Annotated in this window: 27 protein-coding genes and 1 pseudogene; 19 read left to right on the top strand and 9 right to left on the bottom strand. The window is 66.7% G+C overall.

Annotated features, from left to right (window positions below; translation table 11 throughout):
- Positions 1-69: 69 nt before the first annotated feature.
- The 7 genes from HK439_RS17015 (at position 70) to HK439_RS16985 (ending at position 6,685) form a co-directional block, all read left to right on the top strand.
- Positions 70-666, top strand: a complete 597-nt coding sequence (locus tag HK439_RS17015) for a TetR/AcrR family transcriptional regulator (RefSeq protein ID WP_051855734.1) — start codon at positions 70-72, stop codon at positions 664-666.
- A gap of 3 nt (positions 667-669) precedes the next feature.
- Positions 670-1,815 (top strand): efflux RND transporter periplasmic adaptor subunit, encoded by a 1,146-nt coding sequence (locus tag HK439_RS17010; RefSeq protein ID WP_038145515.1) that lies wholly within the window; start codon positions 670-672, stop codon positions 1,813-1,815.
- A complete protein-coding gene (locus tag HK439_RS17005; RefSeq protein WP_038145513.1) occupies positions 1,812-2,945 on the top strand; it encodes an ABC transporter permease in 1,134 nt (377 codons plus the stop codon). The genes HK439_RS17010 and HK439_RS17005 overlap by 4 nt, the downstream gene beginning before the upstream one ends.
- A gap of 1 nt (position 2,946) precedes the next feature.
- Complete coding sequence (locus HK439_RS17000; protein ID WP_038145510.1) at positions 2,947-3,639, top strand: ABC transporter ATP-binding protein; 693 nt, start codon at positions 2,947-2,949, stop codon at positions 3,637-3,639.
- Positions 3,640-3,724: 85 nt separating this feature from the next.
- The gene (locus HK439_RS16995) at positions 3,725-4,207 is read left to right on the top strand and encodes a cytochrome b (protein ID WP_038145508.1); all 483 of its coding nucleotides are present in this window, start codon (positions 3,725-3,727) and stop codon (positions 4,205-4,207) included.
- Between the two features lie 89 nt (positions 4,208-4,296).
- The gene (locus HK439_RS16990) at positions 4,297-4,674 is read left to right on the top strand and encodes a hypothetical protein (RefSeq protein WP_038145505.1); all 378 of its coding nucleotides are present in this window, start codon (positions 4,297-4,299) and stop codon (positions 4,672-4,674) included.
- A gap of 70 nt (positions 4,675-4,744) precedes the next feature.
- A complete protein-coding gene (locus HK439_RS16985; protein WP_038145504.1) occupies positions 4,745-6,685 on the top strand; it encodes a heavy metal translocating P-type ATPase in 1,941 nt (646 codons plus the stop codon).
- Positions 6,686-6,696: 11 nt separating this feature from the next.
- Here HK439_RS16985 and HK439_RS16980 read toward each other — a convergent pair whose 3' ends face one another.
- The 3 genes from HK439_RS16980 to HK439_RS16970 form a co-directional block, all read right to left on the bottom strand.
- The gene (locus HK439_RS16980; protein WP_038145502.1) at positions 6,697-7,347 is read right to left on the bottom strand and encodes a DUF924 family protein; all 651 of its coding nucleotides are present in this window, start codon (positions 7,345-7,347) and stop codon (positions 6,697-6,699) included.
- Positions 7,348-7,415: 68 nt separating this feature from the next.
- Positions 7,416-9,335, bottom strand: a complete 1,920-nt coding sequence (locus HK439_RS16975; protein WP_038145501.1) for a heavy metal translocating P-type ATPase — start codon at positions 9,333-9,335, stop codon at positions 7,416-7,418.
- A 64-nt stretch (positions 9,336-9,399) separates the two neighbouring features.
- Positions 9,400-9,618, bottom strand: a complete 219-nt coding sequence (locus HK439_RS16970; RefSeq protein ID WP_028714023.1) for a heavy-metal-associated domain-containing protein — start codon at positions 9,616-9,618, stop codon at positions 9,400-9,402.
- An 81-nt stretch (positions 9,619-9,699) separates the two neighbouring features.
- On the opposite strand from HK439_RS16970, the gene HK439_RS16965 reads away from it, so the two are divergent.
- On the top strand, positions 9,700-10,641 hold the full coding sequence (locus tag HK439_RS16965) for a LysR family transcriptional regulator (protein WP_328804188.1): 942 nt from the start codon (positions 9,700-9,702) through the stop codon (positions 10,639-10,641).
- A 33-nt stretch (positions 10,642-10,674) separates the two neighbouring features.
- On the opposite strand, the gene HK439_RS26950 is transcribed toward HK439_RS16965, so the two are convergent.
- From HK439_RS26950 to HK439_RS16945, 4 genes are all read right to left on the bottom strand, one after another.
- On the bottom strand, positions 10,675-11,646 hold the full coding sequence (locus HK439_RS26950; protein ID WP_235987980.1) for a hypothetical protein: 972 nt from the start codon (positions 11,644-11,646) through the stop codon (positions 10,675-10,677).
- A 56-nt stretch (positions 11,647-11,702) separates the two neighbouring features.
- On the bottom strand, positions 11,703-12,014 hold the full coding sequence (locus tag HK439_RS16955; RefSeq protein WP_038148799.1) for a type II toxin-antitoxin system RelE/ParE family toxin: 312 nt from the start codon (positions 12,012-12,014) through the stop codon (positions 11,703-11,705).
- On the bottom strand, positions 11,992-12,246 hold the full coding sequence (locus HK439_RS16950; RefSeq protein WP_038148800.1) for a type II toxin-antitoxin system ParD family antitoxin: 255 nt from the start codon (positions 12,244-12,246) through the stop codon (positions 11,992-11,994). Before HK439_RS16950 ends, HK439_RS16955 begins: the two co-directional genes overlap by 23 nt.
- Positions 12,247-12,391: 145 nt before the next feature.
- On the bottom strand, positions 12,392-12,796 hold the full coding sequence (locus HK439_RS16945; protein ID WP_038148802.1) for a single-stranded DNA-binding protein: 405 nt from the start codon (positions 12,794-12,796) through the stop codon (positions 12,392-12,394).
- 443 nt (positions 12,797-13,239) lie between these two features.
- Between HK439_RS16945 and HK439_RS16940 the strand changes: the two genes are divergently transcribed.
- Positions 13,240-13,560 (top strand): H-NS family nucleoid-associated regulatory protein, encoded by a 321-nt coding sequence (locus HK439_RS16940; RefSeq protein ID WP_038148804.1) that lies wholly within the window; start codon positions 13,240-13,242, stop codon positions 13,558-13,560.
- Between the two features lie 101 nt (positions 13,561-13,661).
- Here the strand turns inward: HK439_RS16940 and HK439_RS16935 are convergent, their stop codons facing one another.
- Together HK439_RS16935 and HK439_RS16930 are read right to left on the bottom strand one after the other, a co-directional pair.
- On the bottom strand, positions 13,662-15,005 hold the full coding sequence (locus HK439_RS16935) for an ATP-binding protein (RefSeq protein ID WP_190292716.1): 1,344 nt from the start codon (positions 15,003-15,005) through the stop codon (positions 13,662-13,664).
- Positions 15,002-15,661, bottom strand: coding sequence for a response regulator transcription factor (locus tag HK439_RS16930; RefSeq protein ID WP_106754621.1), 660 nt, complete (start codon positions 15,659-15,661; stop codon positions 15,002-15,004). Before HK439_RS16930 ends, HK439_RS16935 begins: the two co-directional genes overlap by 4 nt.
- A 152-nt stretch (positions 15,662-15,813) precedes the next feature.
- On the opposite strand from HK439_RS16930, the gene HK439_RS16925 reads away from it, so the two are divergent.
- From HK439_RS16925 to HK439_RS16880, 10 genes and pseudogenes are all read left to right on the top strand, one after another.
- Positions 15,814-16,122, top strand: a complete 309-nt coding sequence (locus HK439_RS16925) for a PepSY domain-containing protein (protein ID WP_038148808.1) — start codon at positions 15,814-15,816, stop codon at positions 16,120-16,122.
- Positions 16,115-17,527, top strand: a complete 1,413-nt coding sequence (locus HK439_RS16920; protein ID WP_081875072.1) for a ferric reductase-like transmembrane domain-containing protein — start codon at positions 16,115-16,117, stop codon at positions 17,525-17,527. Before HK439_RS16925 ends, HK439_RS16920 begins: the two co-directional genes overlap by 8 nt.
- 167 nt (positions 17,528-17,694) lie before the next feature.
- Positions 17,695-17,904 carry a hypothetical protein gene (locus HK439_RS16915; RefSeq protein WP_038148811.1) on the top strand — a complete coding sequence of 70 codons (210 nt, stop codon included), beginning with the start codon at positions 17,695-17,697 and terminating at the stop codon, positions 17,902-17,904.
- A gap of 221 nt (positions 17,905-18,125) precedes the next feature.
- Entirely contained in the window at positions 18,126-18,500 is a 375-nt protein-coding gene (locus tag HK439_RS16910; protein ID WP_190292715.1) for a hypothetical protein, read from the top strand.
- Positions 18,501-18,559: 59 nt separating this feature from the next.
- Positions 18,560-19,027 carry a DUF2271 domain-containing protein gene (locus HK439_RS16905; protein ID WP_035714375.1) on the top strand — a complete coding sequence of 156 codons (468 nt, stop codon included), beginning with the start codon at positions 18,560-18,562 and terminating at the stop codon, positions 19,025-19,027.
- Positions 19,028-19,039: 12 nt separating this feature from the next.
- Entirely contained in the window at positions 19,040-21,241 is a 2,202-nt protein-coding gene (locus HK439_RS16900; RefSeq protein ID WP_190292714.1) for a PepSY domain-containing protein, read from the top strand.
- Positions 21,222-22,202 carry an FAD:protein FMN transferase gene (locus tag HK439_RS16895; protein WP_190292713.1) on the top strand — a complete coding sequence of 327 codons (981 nt, stop codon included), beginning with the start codon at positions 21,222-21,224 and terminating at the stop codon, positions 22,200-22,202. The genes HK439_RS16900 and HK439_RS16895 overlap by 20 nt, the downstream gene beginning before the upstream one ends.
- A 5-nt stretch (positions 22,203-22,207) precedes the next feature.
- Entirely contained in the window at positions 22,208-24,088 is a 1,881-nt protein-coding gene (locus HK439_RS16890) for a heavy metal translocating P-type ATPase (RefSeq protein ID WP_190292712.1), read from the top strand.
- Positions 24,085-24,786, top strand: coding sequence for a VIT1/CCC1 transporter family protein (locus tag HK439_RS16885; protein WP_038148821.1), 702 nt, complete (start codon positions 24,085-24,087; stop codon positions 24,784-24,786). The genes HK439_RS16890 and HK439_RS16885 overlap by 4 nt, the downstream gene beginning before the upstream one ends.
- Before the next feature lie 326 nt (positions 24,787-25,112).
- A pseudogene (locus HK439_RS16880) lies at positions 25,113-26,192 on the top strand (recombinase family protein); the annotation flags it as partial.
- Positions 26,193-26,317: the final 125 nt, after the last annotated feature.

Here is a 26,317-nt window from a genome sequence, read left to right as displayed (position 1 = left end):
GATAATTGACGCATCGCGTGAGTCCGCTTAAATTTGTTTGTGATCGCTTACTAACCAAAGAGGCGCCCCGTGCGCAAGTCAGCAAAACTCCGCAAGGCCGAGATCGTGGCCACCGTGCTCGATCTGACCGACCGGATCGGGCCGGACCGGGTGACGACAGGCGCCGTCGCGTCGCAGATCGGCGTCACGCAGGCGGCGCTGTTTCGGCATTTTCCGACCAAGGCGGCGCTGTGGCAGGCCGTGGCCGAGCATGTCGCCGAGCGGATGACAACGGCCTGGGACGAAGCTCTCAACCTCGGCAACGCGCCGGTTATCCGGTTGCGCGCACTGATTGCCGCGCAATTCGCGCAGATCGCTGCGACCCCCGCCCTGCCGATGCTGCTGTTCTCACGTGAACTGAACGTCACCAATGCGGAACTGCGCGCCACGTTTCACGGCAGGCTCACGGCCTTTCGTGGCCTGCTTGCGCGGGAGGTCGGCGCCGGGCAGCAGGCGGGCGTGCTTTGGGACGACGTCGCCGCAAACGATGTGGCGGTGCTGCTGACCGCACTCGTGCAGGGGGTGGCAATCCGCTGGGCGCTCGGCGCGCGCGATTTCAACCTTCGCGAGGAGGGATTGCGGCTGTTCGACGTGCAATGCCGGCTTCTGGCTGTGCGAGGAGAATAGACGATGCGGCGCATCTCGTTGTTGGGCGTGGTGCTGGCGGCCGCCGTTGGGGTCGGCTTCCTGTTCTTCACGGAGCGCCCGCTGACGGTGACGGTCGTTCAGCCCGTACACGATGTGACCCTTCGCATCTACGGGCTCGGCACCGTCGAGGCGCGCATCCTCAGCCGTGTCGGCTTCGAGGTGGGCGCCGCGCTGACCCGGCTTTCCGCCGATGCTGGGGACAGCGTGACTAAAGGGCAGGAGCTTGCCGTACTTCATTCCACAGAGCAGGAAGCGCGCGTGGCGCGCGCCCGCGCGGCGGTGGCGGCGAACGAGGCCAATCTTGCCAAGGCCGGCGCGGCGGTGGTGCGCGCCCGCGCCGTGCTGGCCGAGCGCGAGGCGGCGAACCGGCGCCAGCAAGGGTTGGTGCAGCGGGATGTCGCCTCGGCGCAGCGCGCGGAGGAAACGCAGCGCGACGAGGACGTGGCCCGCGCCGATCTGGCGGTGGCCGAGGCGGATGTCGCAGTGATCCAGGCGCAAGGCGCGGATGCGGCGGCGGCCCTGCGGCAGGAGGAAGCCTTGCTCGCCCACCACCGGCTGGTCGCGCCCTTTGATGCACAGGTCGTGACCCGCCATGCCGAGGCGGGCACGGTGGTGAAGGCCGGCGATCCGATCTTCACCCTGATCGACCCGGCCACCATCTGGATCCAGGCTTATGTCGACGAGGAGCGCGCCGGCCAGCTTGCCATAGGCCAGCCGGGCACGATCCGGCTACGGTCCCAGCCTTCGGCCGAGTTCCACGGTTCCATCGCCCGCATCGGCATCGAAAGCGACCGGGTGAACGAGGAGCGCCGCGTCTGGCTGACCTGCTCCGACTGCCCCGCCGAGATGTTCCTCGGCGAACAGGCCGAGGTGCGCATCACCACCGGCAACAGGGACAGCGCGCTGATGGTTCCCGAAGTCGCCATCACCGGCTTCGACGGCCATCGCGGCATGGTCTGGACGGTGCAGGACGGCCGCCTTGCGCGGGTGGGGCTGACCTTCGGCGCCCGCGATGACCGCGGCCGGGTCGAGGTCACCGGCGGCCTGCCCGAAGGTGCCACCATCGTCGCCGGCCCGCCCAAAGGCGCGGCCGAGGGCCGGCGCGCCCGTACCAGCGAGGCGCCATGAACCTCGCGCTCAAGGACATCCGCCATGGCCTGTTCCGGTTCGTGCTGACCTGTTTCGGGCTGGGGCTGCTGATGACGGTCGTGCTGGCGATGATCGGTATCTATAACGGCCTCGTCTCGGACGCGCTGGCGGTGGTAAAGGCACCTGCCGCAGATGTCTGGGTGGTGGAGGCCGGCACCAAGGGACCGTTCGCGGAAGCCTCCAGCATCCCCGCCGACACGCGCGACGCGGTGGCGCGGATGCCCGGCGTGGCCGAGGCCGGCGCGGTCAACTATCAGAACCTCGAAGCGCCTCATGCCGGGCGCACGCTGCGACTCTATGTCGTCGGCTACGAGCCGGGCCGCCCCGGCGGGCCGCAGGCGATCGCCGAGGGGCGCGGCATCGGCGCCGGTCATTTCGAACTGGTGGCCGACCGCAAGACCGGCCTGCTGCCCGGCGAGACGATCCGGCTCGGGCGCAACCGCTTTACCGTGGTCGGGCTGGTCGAAGGGGCGATGAACTCGGGCGGGGATCCGGCGGTCTATGTGACGCTGGCCGACGCGATGGCGCTTCAGACTGAACTCGACCCCGCCGCCCAGCGGGTGCAGGCCGCGCGCGGGGCTGTCTCCGTCAAGTCCGCATCGGTCGCCGCCATAATTGCCCGCATGGCACCGGGCGCCGATGTCGATCTGCTGACCGCGACCGTGCGCCAATGGAAGCACCTCGCCGCCATGACCCAGGCCGAACAGGAGGAACTGCTGCTGGCCTCGGTCGTCGACAAGGCGCGCCGCCAGATCGGGCTGTTCCTCGGCATTCTGCTGTCCGTCAGCGCCGTGGTGATCGCCCTCATCATCTACACCATGACCATGGAAAAGCTGAAGCAGATCGCCACGCTGAAGCTGATCGGCGCGCCCGACCGCACCATCATCGGGCTGATCGTGCAGCAGGCGATGATCCTTGGCGCTTCGGGCTGGGGGATCGGGCTGCTGCTGATCCTGACGGTCAAGGACTATTTCCCCCGCCGCGTCGTGCTGGAGCCGTTCAACGCCATGGTCCTAGCCGGGATCATCGCCGCCGTCTGCCTCTTGTCCTCGGCGCTTGGCGTGCGGGCGGCGATGAAGGTCGATCCGGCCACCGCGCTGGGGGGCTGAGATGGCGCTTGGCGACACCCTGATCGAAGTCACAGGCGTGGCCAAGCATTTCGGCGAGGGCGAAACCCGCGTCGATGCCCTGCGCGCGGTCGATCTGACGGTGCGCGCCGGCGAGGTGATCGCCCTGCTGGGGCCATCGGGGTCGGGCAAGACGACGCTGCTCAACGTCATCGGCTGCATCCTTGCCCCCTCGGCGGGCCGCGTGGTGCTGGATGGCGAGCCGGTGTTCGACGGCAAATGGCTGCGGCGTGATCTGCGCCGGCTGCGGCTGGACAAGATCGGCTTCATCTTCCAGTCGCATAACCTGCTGCCCTTCCTGACCGCGCAGGAAAACGTCTCGGTGGTGCTGGACCTTGCCGGCTGGCCCCCTGACGAAGGCCGGGCACGGGCGCGTGAATTGCTGGATTATCTGGAGGTCGGCCATCGCGCGATGGTCAAGCCCGCGCTGCTGTCGGGGGGCGAGGCGCAGCGCGTGGCGATTGCCCGCGCGCTGGCCAACCGCCCCCGCATCATCCTTGCCGACGAGCCCACTGCCGCGCTGGACGGCGCGCGCGCCGGGCTGGTGATGGACCTCATGCGCCGACTGGCCGTCGAGCAGGAGGCCTGCATCGTCACCGTCACCCATGACGAAAAGATCTTCGACCGCTTCGACCGCCTGATCCACCTGCGCGACGGCCATCTGGTCAGCGCGTGACGGGCTTGCGGGGAGGCAGACATGACCACAAGACCCTGCACCCCGATCCTGCAACTTCACCCGTCCTTGAAAAGGCACAACCAAGATGCAACCGACATCCTATTCCAGACCCCAGATCATCCTGCATTGGGTCATTGCAACCCTCGTCTTTTTCCAGATCTTCATGCATGACGGCATCGTCGGGGCATGGGACGGGCGGATGGACGGCACGCTGCCGAACCAGCCGACGATCAATCCCCATGCCGTTGCCGGCGCGCTGATCCTGGTTCTCGTCCTGTGGCGGCTGGTGCTGCGCCGTCGGCGCGGCGTTCCGGGCCTGCCGGAAGGCGAGCACCCGGCCCTGAAGGCTCTGGCAACGGGCACGCATGCGGCCCTCAACCTCCTGCTGATCCTGATGGTGCTTTCCGGCGCGGCCGCCTGGATGACCGGCATCGAGGCAATCGGCGATGCCCATTCCATCGCGCGGTTGGTCCTGGTTCCGCTGGTCATCCTGCATATCCTCGCGGCGCTTTACCATCATTTCTGGCTCAAGACCGATGTGCTGCGGCGCATGCTTGGCCGGCCCTGAGGCGCGGTCCGTTCCGCGTATCGCACCCCATGACCCATGGCGGGCCGGGTCACACCCACCCGGCCGATCCCCAAACCCCGGAGGAAGACATGACGACAAGATCGCGCACCCTGACCATTACCGCCGCCGTGGCGACGGTCTTTGGCCTCCTGACCATCGTTTCGGGCGGCAGGGCGCTGTTCGGCGGCGTCGATATGGGTGCAGCGGTGCCCTTCGTTCTGTGGTTCAACTTCCTTGCCGGGTTCGCCTATGTTCTGGCTGGAATCGGCCTGTGGCGCGGCGCGGGCTGGGCACCGATGCTGTCGCTGGGCATCGCGCTGGCGACAGTGGCGGTCTTTACCGCCTTTCTGTGGCATGTGGTCTCGGGGGGCGCATGGGAGGCGCGCACCATGGGCGCGATGATCCTGCGCAGCAGCATCTGGATCACGATTGCCGCACTTGCCTTTCGCGGCCGCCGCACCCACTGATCAAGGCATAAACCCAAGCCAGCCAGCGACTGCGGCCCCATGCCGCAGTCGTGCCAGCCAGGACCCTGACATGACCAAATCCTCTTCCATCGACCTGTCCATGGCCCTTTCGCTGGCCACCGTGCTGGGCCTCGCAATGGCGGCTGCCGGGCGGTGGCTGCCGGGCGAGGCATGGGCACCCATCGAGCTTCCGGGTCTGGTGCTTGCCTATCTGGCTGGTGGCCTGCCGACCGGCTGGCGCGCGCTTTCGACCCTGTGGCGCGAGCGGGTGCTGGACATCGACCTGCTGATGATCGCCGCCGCCATTGCCGCCGCAATCGTCGGTGCCCCGTTCGAGGGCGCGGTGCTGCTGACGCTGTTCAGCATCTCGACCACGCTGGAGGAGCGCGCGCTTGGCCGGGCGCGCCGCGCCATCGAGGCGCTGATGGCGCTGCGCCCCGAGACCGCCTTGCGCAAGACCGCCAACGGCACCGTCGAGGAGGTGCCCGCCGAGGTGCTGGCCGTCGGCGATGTGGTGGTGCTGCGCCCCGGTGCGCGGGTGCCCAGCGATGGCGTGGTCGTCACCGGGCGCGGTGGCATCGACGAGGCCAATATCACCGGCGAATCCATGCCCGTGTCGAAAGAGGCCGGCGCGCAAGTGTTCGAGGCCACGATCAATCTGGATGGCGTGCTGGATGTCGAGGTCACGCGTAGCGTCAGCGACAGCACCATCGCCCGCATGATCCGGCTGGTGACCGAGGCGCAGGCCGCCCGCGCCCCGTCCGAGCGGTTCAGCGAATGGTTCGGGCAACGCTACACGGTCGCCGTCATGGCGGGCGCGATGCTCGCCTTCGCCGCCTTCTATTTCCTGGGACACGACTGGGAACAGGCGCTTTACCGGGCTGCGACATTGCTGGTCGCGGCCAGCCCCTGCGCCATCGTCATCTCGGTTCCCGCCGCCATCCTGTCGGCGCTGTCGGCGGCGGCGCGGGGCGGTGTTCTGTTCAAGGGCGGCGGCGCGCTGGAGACGCTGGCCGAGGTCGATATCTTCGCCTTCGACAAGACCGGCACCCTGACCACCGGCCGCGCTGCGGTGACGCGGCTGGTCGCGCTGGACGGCGATCAGGCCGGCTTCCTGTCGCTGCTTTCCGGGCTGGAGGCGCATTCCGAACACCACATCGCCGCCGCCATCCACCGCGAGGCCCTGGCCCGCGACTTGCAGCCGGTCGCGGTGACGGATGTGAACGCAAGGCCCGGCATCGGCATCGAAGGCCGCGATGCCTCTGGCCCGGTCTGGGCCGGCAACCCCTATCTTGCGCAGGCGATGGGCGCCCCGCTGGATCACCCCGCCCTGCAATCCTTGGCCGAAGGCGCGGACACCGTGGTATATCTGGGCCGTGGCGCGCAGGTGCTGGGCGCGGTCACCGTCGCCGATGCGCCGCGCGGCAGTTCGGCCCCGGCGCTGGCGGCTTTACGCAAGGGGGGCGTGCGCCGCATCGTGATGATGACCGGCGACCGCCGCCCGGTCGCACTGCGCATCGGCACGCAGCTTGGCCTTGCCCCCGACGAGATCCACGCCGAAATGCTGCCCGAGGACAAGGTTCGCGCGGTCGGTGCGCTGACCGACAGCGGCAAGGTCGCCTTTGTCGGCGACGGGGTGAACGACGCCGCGGCGCTGGCCCGCGCCGATATCGGCATCGCCATGGGCGCGGCGGGGTCCGAGGTGGCGCTTCAGGCCGCCGATGTGGCGCTGCTCTCCGAGGATATGGAGCGGCTGGCCGATGCGCAGCGCCTGTCGCGCCGAACCTCAAGGGTGATCCGGCAGAACCTGACCTTTGCCATCGGCGCCATGGTGGTTCTGGTCATCGGCGGGCTGTTCTTCGACCTGCCCTTGCCGCTGGTGGTGATCGGCCATGAAGGCGGCACGGTGCTGGTGGTGCTGAACGGGCTGCGGCTGCTGTCGGACCCGATCCGCCGGCCCAAGGCACCGGCGGGCGGACAGGCATTGCCGGGCGCGGCGCTGCCGGCCTGACCGGCGGGGCATTAGTCCCGAAAGGCGCGCAGATGGGGGAAATCGCCCCTTTGCAGATACGCCTCCTCCTCGGGCGTCGAGTTGCGGCCAAGGGTGGCGTTGCGATGCGGGTGGCGGCCAAAGCTGGCGATGACGCGGCGCACCTTGCCGGCCTGATCGACCAGCGAGGCATAGAGCGGGCGCAAGGCCGACGGCCCGCGGGCGGCAATGTCGCGCCGCAGGGCAATCAGCCGGTCGATCCGGGCCAGATGGTCCGGCCCCTCGGCATGGCCCAGAGGCTGGGTGAAGGCGATCTGGAACCACGGCAGGCCAAGTGCCGCCCAGTCTCCGTTTTCCAGCCCCGCCAGCGCCTGCGCCAGTGCTGCCGGGTCTTGCGCATATGCAAGCGCGCTGCCCCGCCACAGCGAGCGCGGGAACTGGTCCAGCACCACGATCAGCGCCAGCCTGCCCCCGGGCGTTGCCGCCCAATGATCCAGCGCCCCCGCCGCGCCGCGTTCGGTCAGCGGGCCGAACCGCGCCGCAATCTCACCGTCCGCGCCGCCATGCATCCGCCAGCGCCACAGCTTGGCATGGCGGTCGGGGTCGATGTCCAGCGCGCGGCCCTCGGGGAACCAGAAATCCAGAACCTCGCGGATGTCCCGAACATCATTGCTATCGGTCATGTCATCCCCCATGAAAACGCCCCCGCGCCATGGACACGGGAGCGGAATTGTCGATGAGGCACAAGCGCCTAGGCGGTCGCGGGCACCGCTGCCTGCGCAGGCCGGCGTCCGCCGGGACCGCGCGGGACGCGCAGCAGGCGCATGGCGTTGGCGATCACCACCAGTACCGAAAGCTGATGGATCAGCATGCCCTCGGCCATATGCACATCGCCGTTGAACACGCCCGCCAGCAGCCCGGCCACAGTCAGCAGCGCGATGGCCAAGTTCTGGCGCATATTGCGCAGCGTCGCGCGGGAAATCGCCATGGCCTCGGGCAGTTTCTCCAGATCGTCGGCCATCAGCGCAATGTCGGCGGTCTCGATCGCCACGTCCGAGCCCACGGCCCCCATGGCGATGCTGGTGTCGGCGGCAGCCAGCGCCGGGGCGTCGTTGATGCCGTCGCCGATCATGGCGACATGGCGGCCCTCGGCCTGAAAGTGGCGGATCAACTCCAGCTTGTCCTCGGGCAGCAGCCCGGCATGAACCTCGTCGATGCCGATTTCGGCGGCGATGGCGTGGGCGGCCTGCGGCTGGTCGCCGGTCAGCATGGCGATGCGCCCCACCCCGATATCGCGCAGCCGGGCGATGGCGCTTTGGGCCGAAAGCCGGGGCTGGTCGGACAGCCCGAAGATGCCCGCGATGCGCCCGTCCAGCGCCACGATGATCGGCGTGCGCCCGCGGCCCAGAACCCCGGCCAGCGCGGCCTCGGCCTCGGCGTCGAAACCGATGCCCAGCCGGTCGAACAGCCGCCGGTTGCCGGCCGCGACCTGCCGCCCGTCGTGGTGGACCACCAGACCCATGCCAGCCACTTCCTCGACCGTCTCGGGCGCGGGAATCTCGCCCTCGGCACGGCCGGCCTCGATAATCGGGCGGCCCAGCGGGTGGTCCGAGCCGGATTCGGCGATCGCCGTCCAGTGCAGCAATTCGGCACGATCGATGCCGCCAAGAGGCACGATCTCGACCAGGCTGGGGCGGCCCTCGGTCAGGGTGCCGGTCTTGTCCAGCGCCAGCATGTCGATGCGGCCGGCGCTTTCCAGATGCTGCCCGCCCTTGATGAGGATGCCCGAGCGCGCCGCCCGCCCGATGCCGGCGACGATGGAGACCGGCGTCGAGATCACCAGGGCGCCCGGACAGGCCACCACCAGAAGGGTCAGCGCGAGGCGAATATCCTGCGTCACCGCCCAGGCACCCAGCGCCAGCACCATGATGCCGGGCGTATACCATTGGGCGAAACGCTCGATCATGCGCTGGCTGGGGGCGCGTTCCTCCTGCGCCTCTTCGACGCGGCGGATGATCCGGGCCAGCGTGGTATCGGCGCCGATGCCGGTGGCGCGGATGCGCAGCACGCCATTTTCCGCGATGGTGCCGGCATGGACGTGGGAGCCGGGGGCTTTCTCGGCCGGGATCGGCTCGCCGGTGATGGCGGCCTCGGACACGGCGGCGTTACCGTCGATCACCTCGCCATCGACGGGGATGCGGTTTCCGGCGCGCACGAGCACGACCTCATTCGGCTGGACGGCACTGGCGGCAATCTCGACCGGCTGGCCGTCGCGGATCACGGTGGCGACCTCGGGCGCGGCCTTCAGCAGATCGGCCAGCGCGCCACGGGTCTGGCGCAGGGTGCGGGCTTCAAGCCAGGCGCCGAAGCTGAACAGGAAAGTAACGGCGGCCGATTCCCAATATTCGCCGATGAACAGCGCGCCAATAGCCGCAACGGTCACCAGCAACTCGATCGAGAAATGGCGAATTCGCAGCGCGTGGAACGCCCGCCAGGCGATGTCAGAGCCGGCGATAAAGGCCGCCGCCAGCATAGATGCCGCCCAGAGCCCGCGCAGGCCGAACCCGTAAAGGGCGATCAGGCCCAGCACGATCAGGCTGCCGCTGATGATGGTCAGCCACTTCCTGCGGCTGGCCGACTGGTGAAGAATTGTCAGGATAGGGGTCAACATGCGGGGCCTCGTGATGTGAAGGCCCGGCCGCGCGGGCAGGCACGGCCGGGCTGGAAGGGATGGGTCAGAATGCGGCGGGGCGGGCCTCGTAGCCGGTGGATTTCACCACCGAGACAAGGGCCTCGACCGGGGCGGATGCGGGGTCATGCTCGACCTCGATGCGGCCGGTGTTGAAATGCACCTTGGCGGCGGTCACGCCGGGAGTTGCCGCCAGCGCCTTCTCGATCTTGGTGACGCAGGAGGGGCAGGAAAATTCGTCGCTGCGCAGGATGGTCTTGGTCATGGCTGGTTCCTTTCATGTCGCCGCCCGGTGGGGCGGTCATTGCTTGTGAACTCAAGATATGCTGTCCTTTCAGGATCAGGAGTGGCAATTTCGACAAGGGATCATTGCATGAATGCACAGGCGCAGGATTGGGACGATCTGCGGTTGTTTCTGGCCGTGGCGCGGGCGGGGTCGCTTTCAGGGGCGGCGCGCAGCCTTGGCGTTACCCATTCCACCGTCTTTCGCCGCATCGGCGCGTTCGAGGCGCGGTTGCGGGTGCGGCTGTTCGACCGGCTGCCCGGCGGCTATGCTCTGACCCAGGCGGGCAAGGAGATGCGCGATTCCGTCATCCGCATCGAGGAAGAAATCACCGCGCTGGGGCTGAAGGTTACCGGACAGGACCAGCGGCCCACTGGGACGATCCGCATCACCACGACCGACCTGCTGGCGGTGGGTGTGCTGCCCCGCCACGTCGCCGCCTTCCGCGCCGAATGGCCCGAGATCGAGATCGAGGTGGTGGTGGCGGATACGGTGCTGGACCTGACCCGGCGTGAGGCCGATGTCGCGTTGCGGCTGGGCAATCCGGGGCAGGAAACGCTGGTCGGGCGGCGTGTCGGGCGGCTTGCCTTCGCTGTCTATGGTGCGGCGGGCCTTCATGCGCGGGGGGCGGACGATCCGGCCGATGGCGACTGGATCGGCTACGGCTCGGCCCATGGTCCGCTCAGCCGCCGCCTGGCCCGCTGGTGGCCGGATGCGCGACAGGTTTACCGGACAAACTCGATCATCGCCGCCCATGCCGGTGCGAAGGCGGGGATCGGACTTGCCGCCTTGCCTTGCGTGATCGCCGATTGCGACCCCAGCCTGATCCGCGCCGCCGCGCTGCCCGAGGACTTCATGCTGGACCTGTGGTTGCTGATTCACGAGGATCTGCGCCAAACCGCGCGCATCCGCCTGTTTCTGGACTTCATGGCGACGGCCCTGGCGGCCGATGCCGACCTGCTGGAGGGGCGCTGCCCGTGCAAGACAAGGCCGGCGCAGGCGTGACGCCCGCGCCGGCCCATGCCTGCGCCCGTGGCGTCAGTCGATCATCTGCCAGCCGGGATGCTCGAAATGCTCGCCATAGGCGTTCAACGCCTGAACAATCGTCACCGCGCCAGTCTCGACCTCGCCGGCCTCCAATGCCGAGATGCCGGTCATCACCTCACCAAGGACGATATGGAACTGCTCGTCTACCTCGGGTTCCAGCACACAGTTCTCGACCATGAAATCGACCTGCTTCTGGACATCGGCAGCGACCCCATTCGCGGCATCGGCAGGCAGGGTGCCGTTGTGGATCGCGTCCAGGTTCGCGGCCATGGTTCCGTGAATCGCGGTCATGCCGGTGATCATGTTCTGATCGCCCTGCCATTTGGCGCCATCGTTCAGCGTGATCTCGATAGCCCCCGAGCCATGGCTGTCATGATCATGGGATTGCGCGGCGACAATGCCAGCTGACCCCAGCGCGAGGGCGAGAGCGACAGCAACGGTGGTGAAAGATTTTACAGTCCGCATAGTGATCTCCTGTATCTGCCAAGTGGTTCTGGCCGCGGCGGGCATCGACAGACGCCGCCGGGCTTGGGATAGACATAGGCTGTCCGTTTTCGCACGAGAATTGACGAAACCTGCAAAGACCCATTGCACGAATGGACAGACCTCAGGCACGAACCAGACCCTCGCGGCCTGCCGACGATACCATTTGTTCGATGCAGTCATCCAGCGGTCGAGATGATCCCTGAATCTCAGATCATCCCGCCTCATGTGAAACGTGAACAGGCGATTGACGATGTCCCGCATCAAGTCCGCCATCTGCGCATCATCGATATGCGACACCGTGCGCCACGGGATGGTCTGACCTGTGGCGTCGATCACGTTCACGTCCGAATAATCGCCGGTCAGCGTCACCGGCTGCACCCCGGCGTGCAAATCCTCCAGCCGCGTGTTGCGGATGCAGATCATGGCCATGATCTTCGCGAGATCGGCGGCAATGCGTTCTTCGTCTTCGACCTTCATGCTCAAATCCTCTCGCAGCACCTCGCTTCGCCGCGAAGGGCTGCGAGAGCGTCAGATCACTCGTTGAGATAGGCGACCCAATTCTGTCGCGCATGCACGATGCGCAACACCTGCAGCCACTCCTCCTCGATGCGGTAGATGATCAGATGCGATCCCGAGCGGTAAAGGCGCACGGGCGGGCGGATTTCAGTGCGTTCGCGCGCGATCCCCGGGTGCTGGACCAGCAGGTCCATGTCCACGGCGAGCCCGCGGATATAGGTTTCTGCCTGACCAACTGACCAGGTACGCGCGGTATAATCCCAGATCGCGTCCAGATCATTCAGCGCAGCAGGTGATAGGCGATATTCAACGACCGTCGGTTCTGGCATTCTGATCCCGCTTGCGGGCAAGAAATGCCTCAACATCCAGACGTCCTGCCGGACCGCTTGCGAGACCCTCATCGACAAGCTGCTGCAACTCGACGATGGCCTGCTGGCGATCCTGGTCCCGGCGGATCAGATCGCGCACATAATCGCTGGCGTTGCTGTAGCGCCCATCTTGTGTCTGGGCCTCGACCCAGGCCTTCATCGGGTCCGGCAAAGAAACATTCATCGTGGCCATGGTCGCGATCTCCTTTGCAAGGACGATGACATAAATTGGCAAAGATTGTCAAACTGTGCCGATGTCCTGCTACACGGCTTGCCGTACGCATGCCACGAACCCGGCGGGTTTCCCCGCCGGGCCTGAGGGGGAGGCCCCGTTCTTTTCAGAACGGGATCTCGTCGTCGCGGTCGACCAGCTCGGGGTTTTCGGTCTCGGCCGACTTCGGGCGGCTCAGGAAGTCGACCTTTTCGGCGATGATCTCGCAGCCGTAGCGGTCGTTGCCCATGCTGTCGATCCACTTGGTGTAGTGGATGCGGCCGTGGACGAGGACCTTCATGCCCTTTTCGCAGTGCTCTGCGACCGTCTTGCCGAGACCGTTGAAGCAGGTGATGCGGTGCCATTCCGTGTCCATGACCCGGTAGCCGTTCTCGTCGCGCAGGACGCGACCTTCCGAGATGCGGGGGCGGGAGGTGGCGAGGCTGAAGTTGGTGATCTTGGTGCCGCCCTGGGTGGTGCGGACTTCGGGGGTCTGACCGATGTTGCCGGCGAGGATAACGATGTTCTGCATGGTAAGCTTCCTTCTGTGTCCTGTCTTCGGGACCGTCCCTTCGACAAGACCCGGAAAAAGCCCGTCGGGTGACGCGTGCACGGTGGACGGAACGGACGCCGGAAACCCCCAGAGGACCGGGGTGGAGCGGGCAGGTGACGCGTTTCCAAAGAAACGCTAGCCAACACGGCCCGGACTGACGCGGGGTTGCGCGCAGGCAACCGAACGGGATTAGGGGATTGTCAGTCGAAGGGATGGCCGAGGAGACAGAGATGCGCGGGGAGCCCATGCCAGGACCTGTCACCTTGCCCATCGGGACTGCCTTACCCCCAGTCCAGCACCTCCCCGGCGGCGAAAACTGCGATCACCAGCCTTTGCCACCCCTGCCCTTGCCTTCCGGGAGTTGCGGTGCCCTGCATCGACGGGCTATCGATACCGGGATATTCAGGACACGGACCGCATCAATGGCTGATTACGAACTCGAGGCACTGTCGCTTGGCGAGCTGAAGAAAATGCAGAAGGACGTCGCCAAGGCGATCTCCACATTCGAGGATCGGCAGAAGGCGGAAGCCCGCGCCAAGGTGGAAGCTCTCGCCCGGGATCTGGGCTACTCTCTGGCCGAACTTGACGGAACCGAGACGAAAGCCTCCCGTGCGCCTGTCGCGGCGAAATACCGGCACCCTGAGAACCCGGCACTCACCTGGTCCGGTCGCGGGCGCAAACCGCAGTGGTTCGTGGAGGCGTTGGCTGCTGGGAAAACGGCGACCGATTTGGCTATCAACTGATCCAGCCCAAATGCGTTCGCCACTCGGTCGATACGCAACCAGCCGAGTACTGCGCGCGAGAAATGCCTTCGAATCAAGGCGTAAAGCCTGATCCATTCTCGCTAGGAATTCAGAACGCGTGTTCCGGTCGGTGATAGTCGTGCCTCGAACCCTGAAGCCCGGCCTTCGCGAGGCGATCTGAGTTCGAATTGACTGCCAGACCTCTCGGCAATCGTCGCGACAATTGCCAGCCCAAGACCGCTGCCCTCGCGATCGGACCGGGCGCGCTCGAACCGGTGCGTCAGGCGTGCGAGATCCTCGGCGGGCACGACCGGGCCGTCGTTGGCGACGATCAGCGTTCCGTCAGTTGCAAGCGAGACCTCCACAGGAGCTTCGGCTTGGCCATGGCGCAAGGCATTCTCGATCAGATTGCGCAAGACGATCGCGAAGGCGTCGGGGTCCAGATCCGACATGATAGCGCTGTCCGGAAGCGCGAGGTGGATGCGCCCGGGCTCGCCACCGCGCGCAAGGTCGTCGACGATCAGTCGGGCCACGGGGCGAAGATCGGCAGCGACGTCACGGCGAAGGCGACCACCTTCAGCGCGCGCCAGTTGCAACAGGCGTTCGGAGAGGCGGGTCAGGCGTTTCAGCGTGGCCTCGATTTCGGCCGCACGGGCCTTGGCGTCAGCGTCGCGCGTCTCTGTCTGCAGCCGTTGTGCCTGTGCGATGGCACCTGCCAGCGGGGTGCGGAGTTCATGCGCGGCGTTCGCTGCAAAGCTTCGCTCCGCCTCGAAGGCCGCCTCCAGCCGCCCCAGAAGTCCGTTCATCGTATCGGCGAGGGGCGCGATTTCGGTGGGCAGATCGGCGCTGGCGACGGGGCTCAGGTCGCGCGCGCCCCGCGCCGACAGGCGGTCGCGGAACTGGCGCAGGGGCGCAAGGCTGGCGCGGACGGCCAGCACGATGGCCAGAAGCGCCACGGGCAGCAAGATCAGAAGTGGCAGGCCAAGCCCCATCTGAATCTCGCGCGCGACGCTTGCGCGATGGTCCAGCGGCTCGGCCACAGTGATGCGGATCGTGCCCTGCACAGCCTCGTCGCTATAGAGCCGATGCGTTGCAATCTGGTGGAACCCGATCCCTTCCCAGGCGGGGAACACGCCCGGGTCGGCGGCATGGGATTGCAGCAGGATGCGCCCCTGATCATCCCGCACGATGTAAGTGAAGAACTCGTCATGTTCGCGGATGGCGGCAAGACGCTGGCTGATCCCTGCTTCCTCGCGGTTCAGGATATCAACGACGGCGAGTGGCAGGATGCGCTGTGCGGTTTCCTGCAGGGCGGAATCGAACACCTCTTCGATCTCGCTCCGCGCGATCAGCGCCGTCACGCTGGCCGCGAGCACCCAAAGAACCGTCAGCGCCACGCCCAGCCAGAGCCCAAGGCGACCCTGAAGACTGCGCGGCGCCCTCATGCCCGGCCCAGACGGTAGCCGAGGCCGCGTTCCGTCTCGATCACCTCCGCCCCCAACTTCTTCCGCAGTCGGCTGAGATGGACCTCGATCGTGTTGCTCTCGATCTCGGCCCCAAAGGCGTAAAGCTTGTCCTCAAGCTGCGCCTTGGACAGAAGCTGCCCAGGCCGGGACAGAAAGGCCTCGAACAGCGCCCATTCGCGTGCCGTCAGGGCGACTGGGCGGCCGTCGCGGTGGATGCTGCGCGCAGCAAGGTCGATCTCCAGCGGCCCGTGGGTGACAATTGGGTTGGGGTTCCCCGCATAGCGGCGCGCCACCGAGCCGATCCGGGCGGACAGTTCCGCCAGATCGAAGGGCTTGACCAGGTAGTCGTCGGCCCCTGCGTTCAACCCCTCGATCCGGTCGCTGATCTGGTCAAGCGCGGTCAGGATGATGACGGGCGTCACATCGCCCTTGGCCCGCAGACGGCGCAGAAACGGAATGCCCCGGCCATCGGGCAGCATCAGGTCCAGCAGCACAAGATCGAAGCTCGCCCCGGCCATCGCGTCCCCGGCCGCATCCAGCCGCTGGACCCAGTCGACCGAATGGCCATCGGCGGCTATCTGGTCCCGCACGGCAGCTCCCAGAACTGTATCATCCTCGATCAGCAAGATGCGCATGGTCTTCTGCCGTCCCTTTGGCCCCGGGTTGGTTTGCTTCTGACCCTCTCTCCTGACAGCAGGCTGAAGCCCTGGATCAGCCGTCTTCAGGCTGCCGTCAGCTTCGGCGCGCATCACATCATCCAGACTGGCCGTAACCCGGAGTGTGGCCCATGCGAAAGACGCTGACAATTCTTGCTTTTCTGGCAGCCCTGCCTGCCGGTGCCGCACTGGCTGATGATGATTGCTTCGTTCCGATGGCCGACTGGCAACCGCGCGAGGCGGTGGCTGAGTTCGCCACCCGGCAAGGCTGGGAGGTGCGCCGCATCAAGATCGACGACGGCTGCTACGAGATCGACGGCCGCGACGCGACGGGCCGCGCGATCGAGGTCAAGCTGCATCCCGGCACGCTGCAGATCGTCGAATTCGAATTCGAGGATGACGACCACGGTCGCGACCGCGAAGGACAGGAAGATGACTGACCATGTTTCCGTGCATGAAAAGGCCACGGTGACAGGGCGAGATCCACAGCGCCGGGCCCACGACCAGTCCCCTGTGACGCCGGGTACCATTCCTCAAGTCGGCCCGAACGGAAGGTTTTCTGACATGTTGTATTCCGGTCCGGCATTTGCCGCCATCGCCGTTCTGTTAGGCGCCGCCCTTGGCGCGCAAACCTATGCCCCGTTCGGCATCGAGTCCGCCATGAGCATCGCGGTCGGGTCCGCCGCGATTGTGGCCATGGGCATAGCCCTGGTACTGTCGGCGCGCCCGGCTGTGATCGAACCGTTCTTCGGCGGGCTGGATCGCATGTATGCCGTCCACAAGTGGCTGGGGATCGCGGCCTTGGGGCTGATGGTCCTGCATGACCAGCTTGAACCGGAGATCGAGGATTTTGTGGCAGAAACCAACCTTGGCGAATTCGCCGCCGAGGTCGGAGAAATTGCCTTCTACGGGTTCATCGCGCTGATCGCGATCAGCTGGATCAAGCGGGTTCCCTTCACCAATCTGGAATTGCCCTGGCCCTTGTGGCGTTTCACGCACCGGTTCATGGGGCTGTTGTTCGCGATTGCCGCGTTTCACCAACTGGCCATCGACAAGCCCGAAGGGGTGGACCCGATGCTGGCGCTCTACCTCAACACGTTCAGCCTTGCGGGGCTGGTGGCCTGGGTGTTCACGCAGTTCATCAACCCTTTTCTGCGCCCGCGCGACTATGCGCTCGACTCCGTCACGCGACACGGTGCTGCGACCGAGATTGCCTTGCGGCCCACAGGGCGCGGAATGCGCTGGCGTCCTGGCCAGTTCGCCTTTGTCTCGGTTCCCGGCTCGGGCCCCGGCGCTGGCCTTGACGAGGCGCATCCTTTTACCATCGCTTCGGCCCCGCGCGCCGATGGCAGTCTGCATTTCGGGATCAAGGCGCTGGGGGATTGGACGCGCAGCCTGCCGGACAAGCTGGTGCCGGGCCAGCGGCTGCGCGTTGAGGGGCCCTATGGCCGGTTCCTGTTCCGACGCCGGGTGCCGCGTCAGGTCTGGCTGGCGGGAGGCATCGGCATCACACCCTTCCTGGCATGGGCCGAGGCGCTGACCGAGGCAGACCGCCAGCAGATCGCGCTGATCTGGGCCGTGAACACCCAGGACGAAGCCTTTGCCGCCGACCGTCTGCAAGCCATCGCCGCAGGTCATCCGGGCTTGAGCGTGCAGGTCGTGGCCAGCCGCACCGAGGGGCGACTGACGGCCGAACGCCTGGTCGCGATGGTGCCCTTCGAGATCGCCGGGTCGGAGCTGTTCTTCTGCGGGCCCTGCGGGTTGCGCGACGGCATCCAGAACGGGCTCAAGGCGATGGGCCATGCGCCGCGCCGCGTTTACTCCGAAGCGTTCGAACTGCGCTGACACGCAGCCGTGCCGGAACCGGGTGTACAATCGGTTCCGGCCTGTGCCCGGCATGAGGTTAGGGCGCGTGTTTTCTGACACCAGGCTGAAGCAGAAACCGGCGTCCCATCAGCAAGGCTTCAGCGGCACACGACAGAATCGGTTCATCCAATCAAGGAGCTACCGCCATGAAATCCACAATTCTCGTTTTGCTCGCAACTGCCGCCGTTATCGCGGTCCTTGCCGCGCCCACATTGACAGCCCTTGGTCGCGGACCCGGCACTGCGCCAGCCACCGTCACGGCACCGGCGCAGCCCGGCGACACTGCGGCCACGCCTGCGGGTGCCGATCTGGCGACGCAACAGACATCGGATCAGGGCGACGACGATGACGATTGAGATGCCCCGCAAGTCCGCATCAACCCATCCCTCCATGCCCGGCAACATCGCCTGACCCCGTTCTCCGACCACGCCTGTCCCTCGTGGTCCGACTGGCCCCGCCCTGTCTCGGCGGGGCCTTTTTCTTCCTGACGCCAAGCTGAAGCAGAAAGCGGGATGGCGTCAGGAACGGCTCAGGTCCGGCGCCCAGATTGCCAGCATCAGATCCAAGGAGACCATGCATGACATCCCGACTTTCCCTTCTTTTCGCATCGACGGCGCTCGCAGCGGCTCTCGGCCTGCCGGCCCTCGCCGCGATGCAGACCCAAGGCAGCGCCCAAAATGCGTGCAGCGGCGTTTGCGAAGCCGTGTTCAACGCGGACGGCCAGCCCGTGCCCCTCATCCGTGTAAGCGGAGACGATGACGACGATGATGACGGCGGATGGTTCCGTCGCGGGCACGAGGACGATGATGACGACGAGGACTGCGACGATGATGATGATGATGATGATGACTGCGCCGGCACCCTCGGCAACCCTGCGCCCGCAGGCACCGTCGCACCCCCGGCAAATGGGCTCTTCGGCAACGGCGCGCCGCCCGTGGCCGTGACCAACTGATCCCGGTTCTCGCGCGCCCTGCCCATGCGGGGCGCAGATCATCACCGAAAGGACATCCGATGAAATCCCTTCTCGCGACGCTTGCCCTGACCACCGCGCTGACCCTGCCCGGGCTGGCAATGGCCCGGCCCGTGACACTGACCACCACGATGAACAGCTATGGCGGCGATGGCGCCTATCTGGCGCTGTATGTCACCGATGCCGCGGGCGCTTATGTCGGCAGCCTGTGGATGGCGGGCGGCAAGTCGAAATACTACGAGCACCTGAGCGACTGGTATGCCGCCACCGGGGGCGACCCTGCCCAGATCAACGGGATCACCGGGGCCAGCGTGGGCGCGGGCCGGACGCTCGAGATCACGCTGGATCTCGCTGATGCGCTGTTCGATGCGGGCTACACGCTCCACATCGATGCGGCGGTCGAGGACATGCGCGACAGCCCCAACGAGATCGCGGTGCCGCTGACGACAGCGGGTGCGGGCGTGGCCGTGCAGGGCCGCCGCTACATCGCCAGCTTCGTCTATCAGTAAGGGGACGAACCGATGATCCGCGCGCTGCATCGCTGGCCGGGGCTTCTGGCCCTTGTTCTTGTGACCGTTCTCGCACTTAGCGGTGCGGCGCTGTCGGTCTTTCCCATGGCCGAACGGCTGGCCGCCCCGCAGGCCGTCGCAGAGCAAAGCGTGGCGGATCTGGCCGCCCGCGTGGCCGCCACCCACCCGGGGCTGGAAGAAATCCGCCGGTCCCCCTCGGGCACCATCACCGCTTGGTGGTTCGACGGCGGCAGGCCCGGATCGGCGGTGATCGACCCGGCAACCGGCGCCGACGTCGGCTCGGCCGATCCGAACGGGGTGGAACGCTGGCTGACCAACCTCCACCGGTCGCTGTTTCTGGACGATGCCGGGCGGTTGGTGATGGCGGCGGGCGCTGCCGCGATGCTGGTGCTGACCCTGTCGGGGGCGGCGCTGGTCGCGCGGCGCACAGGCGGTTGGCGGCGCTGGTTCGCGCGGCTGCGCGGGCCTCTGGCCGGGCGTCTGCATGTGGAACTGGCGCGCGTCGCCGTCCTGGGCCTTGCCCTGTCGGCGGCCACCGCGCTCTGGATGACAGCATCAACCTTTGACCTCTTGCCCGATGGGGCGGCACGCCCCGCCGACCCTGCGGTGGTCAGCGGACAGATGGCCTTCCCGCTGGACCAGATGGCCGCGCTGCAGGATGTGCCTGTCGACGCCTTGCGCAAGCTGAGTTTTCCCTATGCAGGCGATGCGCAGGATATGTTCACCCTCTCCACCGATGCAGGCACCGGCCTGATCGATCAGGGGACCGGCGAACTTCTGTCCTGGGCGGACCTGACGCCATGGCAGCAGGTCTCGGAAACCGTCTACATGCTGCACACCGGTCAGGGTGCGGCGACCTTCGGGCTGGTCCTCGGCCTGATCGCGCTCAGCGTCCCGGTGATGGGGGCAACCGGCACATTGATCTGGGCCGCTGGACGGCGGGGTCGGCCCCGGCTGCGCGACAATGCGCCCGCGGGCCGGGCGCAGACGGTGATCCTTGTCGGCTCCGAAGGCGGCAGCACCTGGGGCTTCGCCGCGACGCTGGCGCGTGCCCTGCGGGATGCAGGTCAGGCGGTCCACATCGCGCCGATGTCGGCCTTTGACCCCGCGCGCCACCCACGGGCGGAGCGGTTCCTGATCCTGGCCGCCACCTATGGCGAAGGCAACGCGCCCGCGTCCGCGCAAGGCTTCCTCGACCGGCTGGCGCGCATGCCCCCGACCGCGGCCCTCGCCGTGCTAGGCTTCGGTGACCGCAGTTTCCCGGCCTTCTGTGCCTATGCGGCAGAGGTTGAGGCCACCGCACGCGCCAACGGCTGGGCCACCCTCCTGCCCATGGACACAGTGGACCGCCAGTCGCCGCAGGACTTCGCCCGCTGGGGCCGGGCGCTGGGGCAGGCCATCGGGCTGACGCTCGACCTTGATCACCAGCCCGCCCGCCCCGAGGCGCAAGGCCTGACCCTCATCTCCCGCCGTGACTATGGCGAGGCCGTGCAGGCCCCGACCGCGATCATGCGCTTTGCCTTGCCAAAAGCGACCCACTGGGCGCGGCTGACGAGCCGGGGTTTCGCACGGTTTCAGGCGGGCGACCTTCTGGGCATCCTGCCCGAAGGCTCGTCCCTCCCGCGCTTCTACTCCCTGGCATCGGGCAGCGGGGACGGGTTTGTCGAGATCGTAGTGAAGAAGCATCCGGGCGGCCTTTGTTCTGGCCAGCTGCTGACGCTGGAACCGGGTGACGCCGTGCAGGCCTTCCTGCGTCGCAACCCAGGTTTCCATGCCGGGCGGGGTCGGGTGCCCCTGATCCTGATCGGTGCGGGCACCGGGATCGGACCCTTGGCCGGGATCATTCGCGCCAACGCCCGTCGTCGTCCGGTGCATCTGTTCTTCGGGATGCGACACCCGGACAGCGACTTCCTTTATGGCGACGATCTGACGGAATGGCAGACAGAGGGGCGGCTGACGCGGCTCTCCACCGCCGTCTCGCGCGGGGCGCGGCCACACTATGTGCAGGATGCCCTGTGGGCCGAGGCCGCGCAGGTGGCCGAGGCGATCCGCAACGGCGCAAGGGTCATGGTCTGCGGCGGGCGTGGCATGGCGCAAGGCGTGGGTCGCGCGCTGGAAGATATCCTTGCACCGATGGGCCTGACGCCCGCGATGCTCAAGGCCGAGGGGCGTTATGTCGAAGATGTCTACTAACCTGATCCGCCACGCCCTGAACGGCCCGACCATGGGCACACGGTGGAGCGCGCTGTTCTTTGCCCCGCCGGAGTTCGACCCCGGCATGGTGCAGGCAGACCTGCAGGCGGCGGTGGATGCGGTCGATGGCCAAATGTCCACATGGAAGCCCGACAGCGACCTGATGCGCCTGAACGCCGCGCCGGTGGGGGAATGGCAGGACATCCCCGCCGATCTGGCGCGCGTGCTGGAGCTTGGGCTTGCCATCGGTCGCGTGTCGGGCGGGGCCTTCGACATCGGCATGGGCGATGCCGTGCGCGCCTGGGGCTATGGCCCGGCAGCAGCCGATCCGCAAGCCATTCACGACGCAATGCAGGCCCCCCGCCGCCCGGCCCATGAGGCGCTGGAACTGGACGGCAACCGGGTGCGCAAGAGTGCCCCCATCTCGCTGGACCTGAACGGCATCGCCAAGGGCTACGGGGTGGATCGTCTGACGCAGGTCCTGTCGGCCCACAGCATCCGCGATGCACTGGTCGGCATCGACGGCGAGATGCGTGCCCTAGGCCTGCGCCCGGACGGGAGGGCCTGGACCATCGCGGTCGAGGCGCCCGAGCGCGCCCGCCGCGCGCCCCAGTCCATCCTGACGCTTCAGGATGCCGCGGTGGCCACTTCGGGCGACTACCGCCATTGGGTCACGGTGCAAGGGCGTGATCTGTCCCATACAATGGACCCAAGGCGCGGCGCACCGCTTCTTGCCCCGCCCGCATCCGTCACCGTGATCGCGCCGACCTGCGCCGAGGCCGACGCCTGGGCGACGGCCCTGATGGTGACGGGGGTCGAGGCAGGCGCAAACCTGGCACGGCAGGCAGGGCTCGACGCGCTGTTCCTCAAGCGCGATGATGCGGGTGGCGTGCAGGGCATTGGCGTCGGAAAACTATTTTTGAACAAGACCGCGGCGACGGCCACGGCCATCGGAGTTTGAAACCTTTGGATCGTGCTCAGACAGACAGGCTCAAGACCCTGCTCCTCGTCATCGCCTTGGCCGGTCTGGTGACAGGGCTCGGGCTGCATTTCAGCGGGCGCTCCGACCTGGCGCAGACCGTCTGGTTCGCGGGCGTCGTGCCGGTGTTGGCCGCGCTGGTCATTGAGATCCTCCGCAGCCTCGCGCGCGGAGAAGTAGGCCTCGATATCGTCGCCGCCCTGTCGATGTCGGCCGCCCTGACCTTTGGCGAGACGCTGGCGGCGGCGGTCGTGGCCGTGATGTATTCGGGCGGCACCTTCCTCGAAAGCTTTGCCGAGGGTCGCGCGCGGCGCGAGATGCGCGATCTTCTGTCGCGCGTGCCCCGCACCGCCACGCGCCACCGCAATGGCGGGCTGGAGGAGGTGGCACTGGAAGACATCGCGCCTGGCGACCGGCTGCTGATCCGGCAAGGCGATGTCGTGCCGGTGGACGGGCGCATCGCATCCGCCGCGGCTTTCGTCGACACATCGGCGCTGACGGGTGAATCCTTGCCGGTGCGGCTCGACCGCGGGTCTGAGGCGATGAGCGGATCGACCAATGCCGGTGATGCTTTTGATCTGGAGGCGACGCGCGAGGCGAAGGACAGCACCTATGCCGGGATCGTCCGGCTGGTCGAGGCGGCGCAGGCGTCGAAAGCACCCATGGCGCGGCTGGCTGATCGCTGGTCGCTGGGGTTTTTGGCCGTCACCGTTGCCATCGCCTTTGCCGCATGGTGGTTTACCGGCGATCCGATCCGCGCGGTGGCGGTGCTGGTCGTGGCGACGCCCTGCCCCCTGATCCTGGCCGTGCCGGTGGCGCTGGTGGCCGGGCTGAGCCGGGCGGCGCATTTCGGGGTGCTGGTGAAGGGGGCCAAACCCCTCGAGGCGATGGCCCGCATCCGCACCCTGATCCTCGACAAGACCGGCACGCTGACCGACGGGCGCCCGCAGATCGTCAGTATCGACAGCCATGACGGGATGGGGGCTGACGACATCCTGCGCTATGCTGCGGCGCTGGATCAGGCATCAAAACACCCCGTCGCGCAGGCCATCGTGGCTGCAGCAAGGGACCGGGGGCTCACCCTACCCATCCCCGAAGATGTGGCTGAAATCCCGGGCGAAGGCGTCATCGGTTTCATCGACGGACGGCAGGTCATCGTCGGGGGCGATGGTTTCGTCGCGGAGCGTGTGGGCCGTTTGTCGGGTGATCACCCGGAACTGGCGGCAGGGTCGGTCATGGTGGCCGTGGCCTTCGATGGTCGTTTGGCGGGGCATCTGGTCATGTCCGACCCCCTCCGCGAAGGGGCAGCCGAGATGCTGGCCAGCCTGAGGCGGCAAGGGGTTGCGCGCATCCTCTTGGCCACCGGAGACCGGGCCGAGGTTGCGGCGCGGGTAACGGAAGGGCTTGGCCTTGACGGCATCCGCGCGGGGCTGACGCCAGATGAAAAGGTGCTCTTGGTCCTGACCGAGCACAAGAACGGTCCGGTGATGATGGTGGGCGACGGCGTCAACGACGCGCCCGCACTGGCTGCCGCCGATGTGGGCGTCGCCATGGGCGCACGCGGGGCGGCGGCAAGTGCCGAGGCGGCCGATGTGGTCTTGCTGGTGGACCGGGTGGACCGCATCGCGCCGGGGATCGAGATCGCCCGCCGGTCGCGCCGGATCGCGCTTGAAAGCGTGGTCGCAGGCATCGGCCTGTCGGTTCTGGGCATGATCGCTGCGGCCTTCGGCTACCTGACCCCCGTTCAGGGCGCGCTGCTGCAGGAAGCCATCGACGTCGCCGTTATCCTGAACGCGCTGCGCGCCCTGCGCATTTCACCCGCGGGCCTCACAGCACCGCAAACCCGTTTTGAAGGAATTCCCGCATGAGCCGCCTGTCCCATTCCGAAATCCACATGGTGCACCGCATCGGCTGGTTGCGCGCGGCGGTGCTCGGCGCGAATGATGGCCTTGTCTCAACCTCCAGCCTCGTCGTGGGCGTCGCCGCAGCCGGCACAGGGCGGACGGAGGTGCTGATCGCGGGCCTCGCCGGGCTGGTCGCTGGAGCGATGTCGATGGCGGCGGGCGAATACGTCTCGGTCAGTTCGCAGACCGATGCCGAGCAGGCCGACCTTGCCCGCGAGAAGAAGGAGCTTGCAGAGACGCCTGATGCCGAACTCGAGGAACTGACCCGAATCTACGAGGCGCGCGGGCTGACCCGCGATTTGGCCGAACAGGTGGCCGTCCAGCTCACCGACCGCGATGCCCTTGGCAGCCACGCCCGCGACGAGCTGGGCATATCCGAGACGGTGACCGCTCATCCGATCCAAGCGGCCCTTGTCTCCGCCATGACCTTTGCCGTGGGTGCTGTGGTCCCGCTTCTGGTGGCCATGCTTGCTCCGCCAGCGCAAATTGTGCCGTTCGTAGCCATCGCGACACTCCTGTCGCTCGCCATCCTGGGCGGTCTTGGCGCGACCGCTGGCGGCGCCGGCATCCTGCGAGGCGCTGTCCGAGTGACGTTCTGGGGTGCCCTTGCCATGGCCGCGACCGCGCTGGTCGGATCAATCTTTGGGGTCACAGTCGGATAAGAAGAACCGCCTGGAGTGATGACACTACAGGCAAAGGCAGCTCGCAGCGCTGCGTTCCTCGGATCGGCATCGCCGATTACGCGGCCAAAGGTAGACCTGGCGGCGCGACTGCGCCGCGCCCGAGCCGCCGGGAAGTGAGGCCGAAGCCTCACCCAAAGGGATTGTGCTCTCTCCATTGGGGTAATTTCCTGCCCGTTTTCGGCAACATCTTCCGTTTTCTCCGCAGTTAGACTGGTTTCATTGCGGAGTCGCGGCACAGGCCCGTCATGCGCTGCGGCGGTAGGTCGCCCGGACCGCCGCAGCCGATTTCAGGAGGGCGTCATGTGATGAGCCGGAGAGTTTACGATGATGACCGGTCAGGGCACCCTGAACGTCCACTTCGGGCTGCCGAATACGTCCGCATGTCGACGGATCATCAGAAGTATTCGACCGAAAACCAATCCGACGCGATCAAGCAATATGCTGAGGCGCGTGGAATCGAGATCGTGCGAACCTATGAAGACGCTGGAAAAAGCGGGCTAAAGATCGAGGGGCGCGACGCGCTCAGGCAACTCATCGAGGACGTGCAATCGGGCAGCACCGATTTCACTTTGGTGCTCGTTTATGATGTCAGCCGCTGGGGGCGCTTCCAGGACGCCGACGAAAGCGCCTACTACGAGTATATTTGTCGGCGCGCCGGCATCGCCGTCGAATATTGCGCCGAGCAATTCGACAATGACGGCAGCCCGATTTCGACTATCGTCAAGGGCGTCAAACGAGCGATGGCTGGCGAATACAGCCGCGAGCTTTCAACCAAGGTGTTCGCCGGCCAGGGCCGGCTGATCGAGAAGGGCTACCGCCAGGGCGGGCCCGCCGGCTTCGGCCTGCGCCGGACGTTGATTGACGAGCATGGCGTCATCAAGGGGCTTCTCGAACGGGGCGAGCACAAGAGCATTCAGACAGATCGGGTGATCCTGACGCTTGGCCCTGCCGAAGAGGTCGATCTGGTTCGCAGCATCTACCGGGCTTTCGTCCATCGAGGATACAGCGAGCGGGAAATTGCGGACGATCTCAATCAACGCGGCGTTCCGACCGATCTTGGGCGTCCTTGGACCCGGGGCACGGTCCATCAGATTCTGATCAACGAGAAATATGTCGGCGACAACGTCTGGAATCGTCGCTCCTTCAAGCTCAAGAAGAAGCGCGTCGCCAATGAGCCCGAGATGTGGATCAGGGCGCAGGATGTGTTTCAGGCCGTCGTCGAGCGCGAGCTGTTCGAGGCGGCGAGAACCATCATCAACGCGCGCTCGTTTCGTTTGAGCGACGAGGAGATGCTGCGATCCCTGCACAAGCTCTACCAGCAGAAGGGCCTGCTATCGGGCATCGTGATCGACGAATGCGACGGCCTCCCATCGAGCAGCGCCTATAGCTGTAGCGGCTTGCCAACATAAGCGCCTCTGCTCGCAAACATCGGCATTTTCTGCTCGAATTATCTGACAATGGAGCGGGCGTCGTGCTCACGCTCTTTGCCAATGTGCTCGCAAACATCCGG

The sequence above is a fragment of the Roseibium aggregatum genome, assembly GCF_014692675.1.
Lineage (GTDB): Bacteria > Pseudomonadota > Alphaproteobacteria > Rhizobiales > Stappiaceae > Roseibium > Roseibium aggregatum_C.
The sequence above is the reverse complement of the archived record's forward strand: the minus strand, read 5'-3'. Positions and strand labels throughout refer to the sequence as shown.

Bases quoted from the DNA above. Each gene is read 5' to 3' on its own strand.
- HK439_RS16930 (WP_106754621.1), bottom strand. From the start codon at position 15,661: ATGCGCATCTTGCTGATCGAGGATGATACAGTTCTGGGAGCTGCCGTG.
- HK439_RS16945 (WP_038148802.1), bottom strand. From the start codon at position 12,796: ATGCAGAACATCGTTATCCTCGCCGGCAACATCGGTCAGACCCCCGAA.
- HK439_RS16920 (WP_081875072.1), top strand. From the start codon at position 16,115: ATGACTGACCATGTTTCCGTGCATGAAAAGGCCACGGTGACAGGGCGA.
- HK439_RS16980 (WP_038145502.1), bottom strand. From the start codon at position 7,347: ATGACCGATAGCAATGATGTTCGGGACATCCGCGAGGTTCTGGATTTC.
- HK439_RS16990 (WP_038145505.1), top strand. From the start codon at position 4,297: ATGACGACAAGATCGCGCACCCTGACCATTACCGCCGCCGTGGCGACG.
- HK439_RS26950 (WP_235987980.1), bottom strand. From the start codon at position 11,646: ATGAAGGTCGAAGACGAAGAACGCATTGCCGCCGATCTCGCGAAGATC.
- HK439_RS17005 (WP_038145513.1), top strand. From the start codon at position 1,812: ATGAACCTCGCGCTCAAGGACATCCGCCATGGCCTGTTCCGGTTCGTG.
- HK439_RS16895 (WP_190292713.1), top strand. From the start codon at position 21,222: ATGTCGAAGATGTCTACTAACCTGATCCGCCACGCCCTGAACGGCCCG.
- HK439_RS16940 (WP_038148804.1), top strand. From the start codon at position 13,240: ATGGCTGATTACGAACTCGAGGCACTGTCGCTTGGCGAGCTGAAGAAA.
- HK439_RS16955 (WP_038148799.1), bottom strand. From the start codon at position 12,014: ATGCCAGAACCGACGGTCGTTGAATATCGCCTATCACCTGCTGCGCTG.
- HK439_RS16985 (WP_038145504.1), top strand. From the start codon at position 4,745: ATGACCAAATCCTCTTCCATCGACCTGTCCATGGCCCTTTCGCTGGCC.
- HK439_RS17010 (WP_038145515.1), top strand. From the start codon at position 670: ATGCGGCGCATCTCGTTGTTGGGCGTGGTGCTGGCGGCCGCCGTTGGG.
- HK439_RS16905 (WP_035714375.1), top strand. From the start codon at position 18,560: ATGAAATCCCTTCTCGCGACGCTTGCCCTGACCACCGCGCTGACCCTG.
- HK439_RS16950 (WP_038148800.1), bottom strand. From the start codon at position 12,246: ATGGCCACGATGAATGTTTCTTTGCCGGACCCGATGAAGGCCTGGGTC.
- HK439_RS17000 (WP_038145510.1), top strand. From the start codon at position 2,947: ATGGCGCTTGGCGACACCCTGATCGAAGTCACAGGCGTGGCCAAGCAT.
- HK439_RS16975 (WP_038145501.1), bottom strand. From the start codon at position 9,335: ATGTTGACCCCTATCCTGACAATTCTTCACCAGTCGGCCAGCCGCAGG.
- HK439_RS16900 (WP_190292714.1), top strand. From the start codon at position 19,040: ATGATCCGCGCGCTGCATCGCTGGCCGGGGCTTCTGGCCCTTGTTCTT.
- HK439_RS16925 (WP_038148808.1), top strand. From the start codon at position 15,814: ATGCGAAAGACGCTGACAATTCTTGCTTTTCTGGCAGCCCTGCCTGCC.
- HK439_RS16915 (WP_038148811.1), top strand. From the start codon at position 17,695: ATGAAATCCACAATTCTCGTTTTGCTCGCAACTGCCGCCGTTATCGCG.
- HK439_RS16910 (WP_190292715.1), top strand. From the start codon at position 18,126: ATGACATCCCGACTTTCCCTTCTTTTCGCATCGACGGCGCTCGCAGCG.
- HK439_RS16970 (WP_028714023.1), bottom strand. From the start codon at position 9,618: ATGACCAAGACCATCCTGCGCAGCGACGAATTTTCCTGCCCCTCCTGC.
- HK439_RS16935 (WP_190292716.1), bottom strand. From the start codon at position 15,005: ATGAGGGCGCCGCGCAGTCTTCAGGGTCGCCTTGGGCTCTGGCTGGGC.
- HK439_RS16885 (WP_038148821.1), top strand. From the start codon at position 24,085: ATGAGCCGCCTGTCCCATTCCGAAATCCACATGGTGCACCGCATCGGC.
- HK439_RS16995 (WP_038145508.1), top strand. From the start codon at position 3,725: ATGCAACCGACATCCTATTCCAGACCCCAGATCATCCTGCATTGGGTC.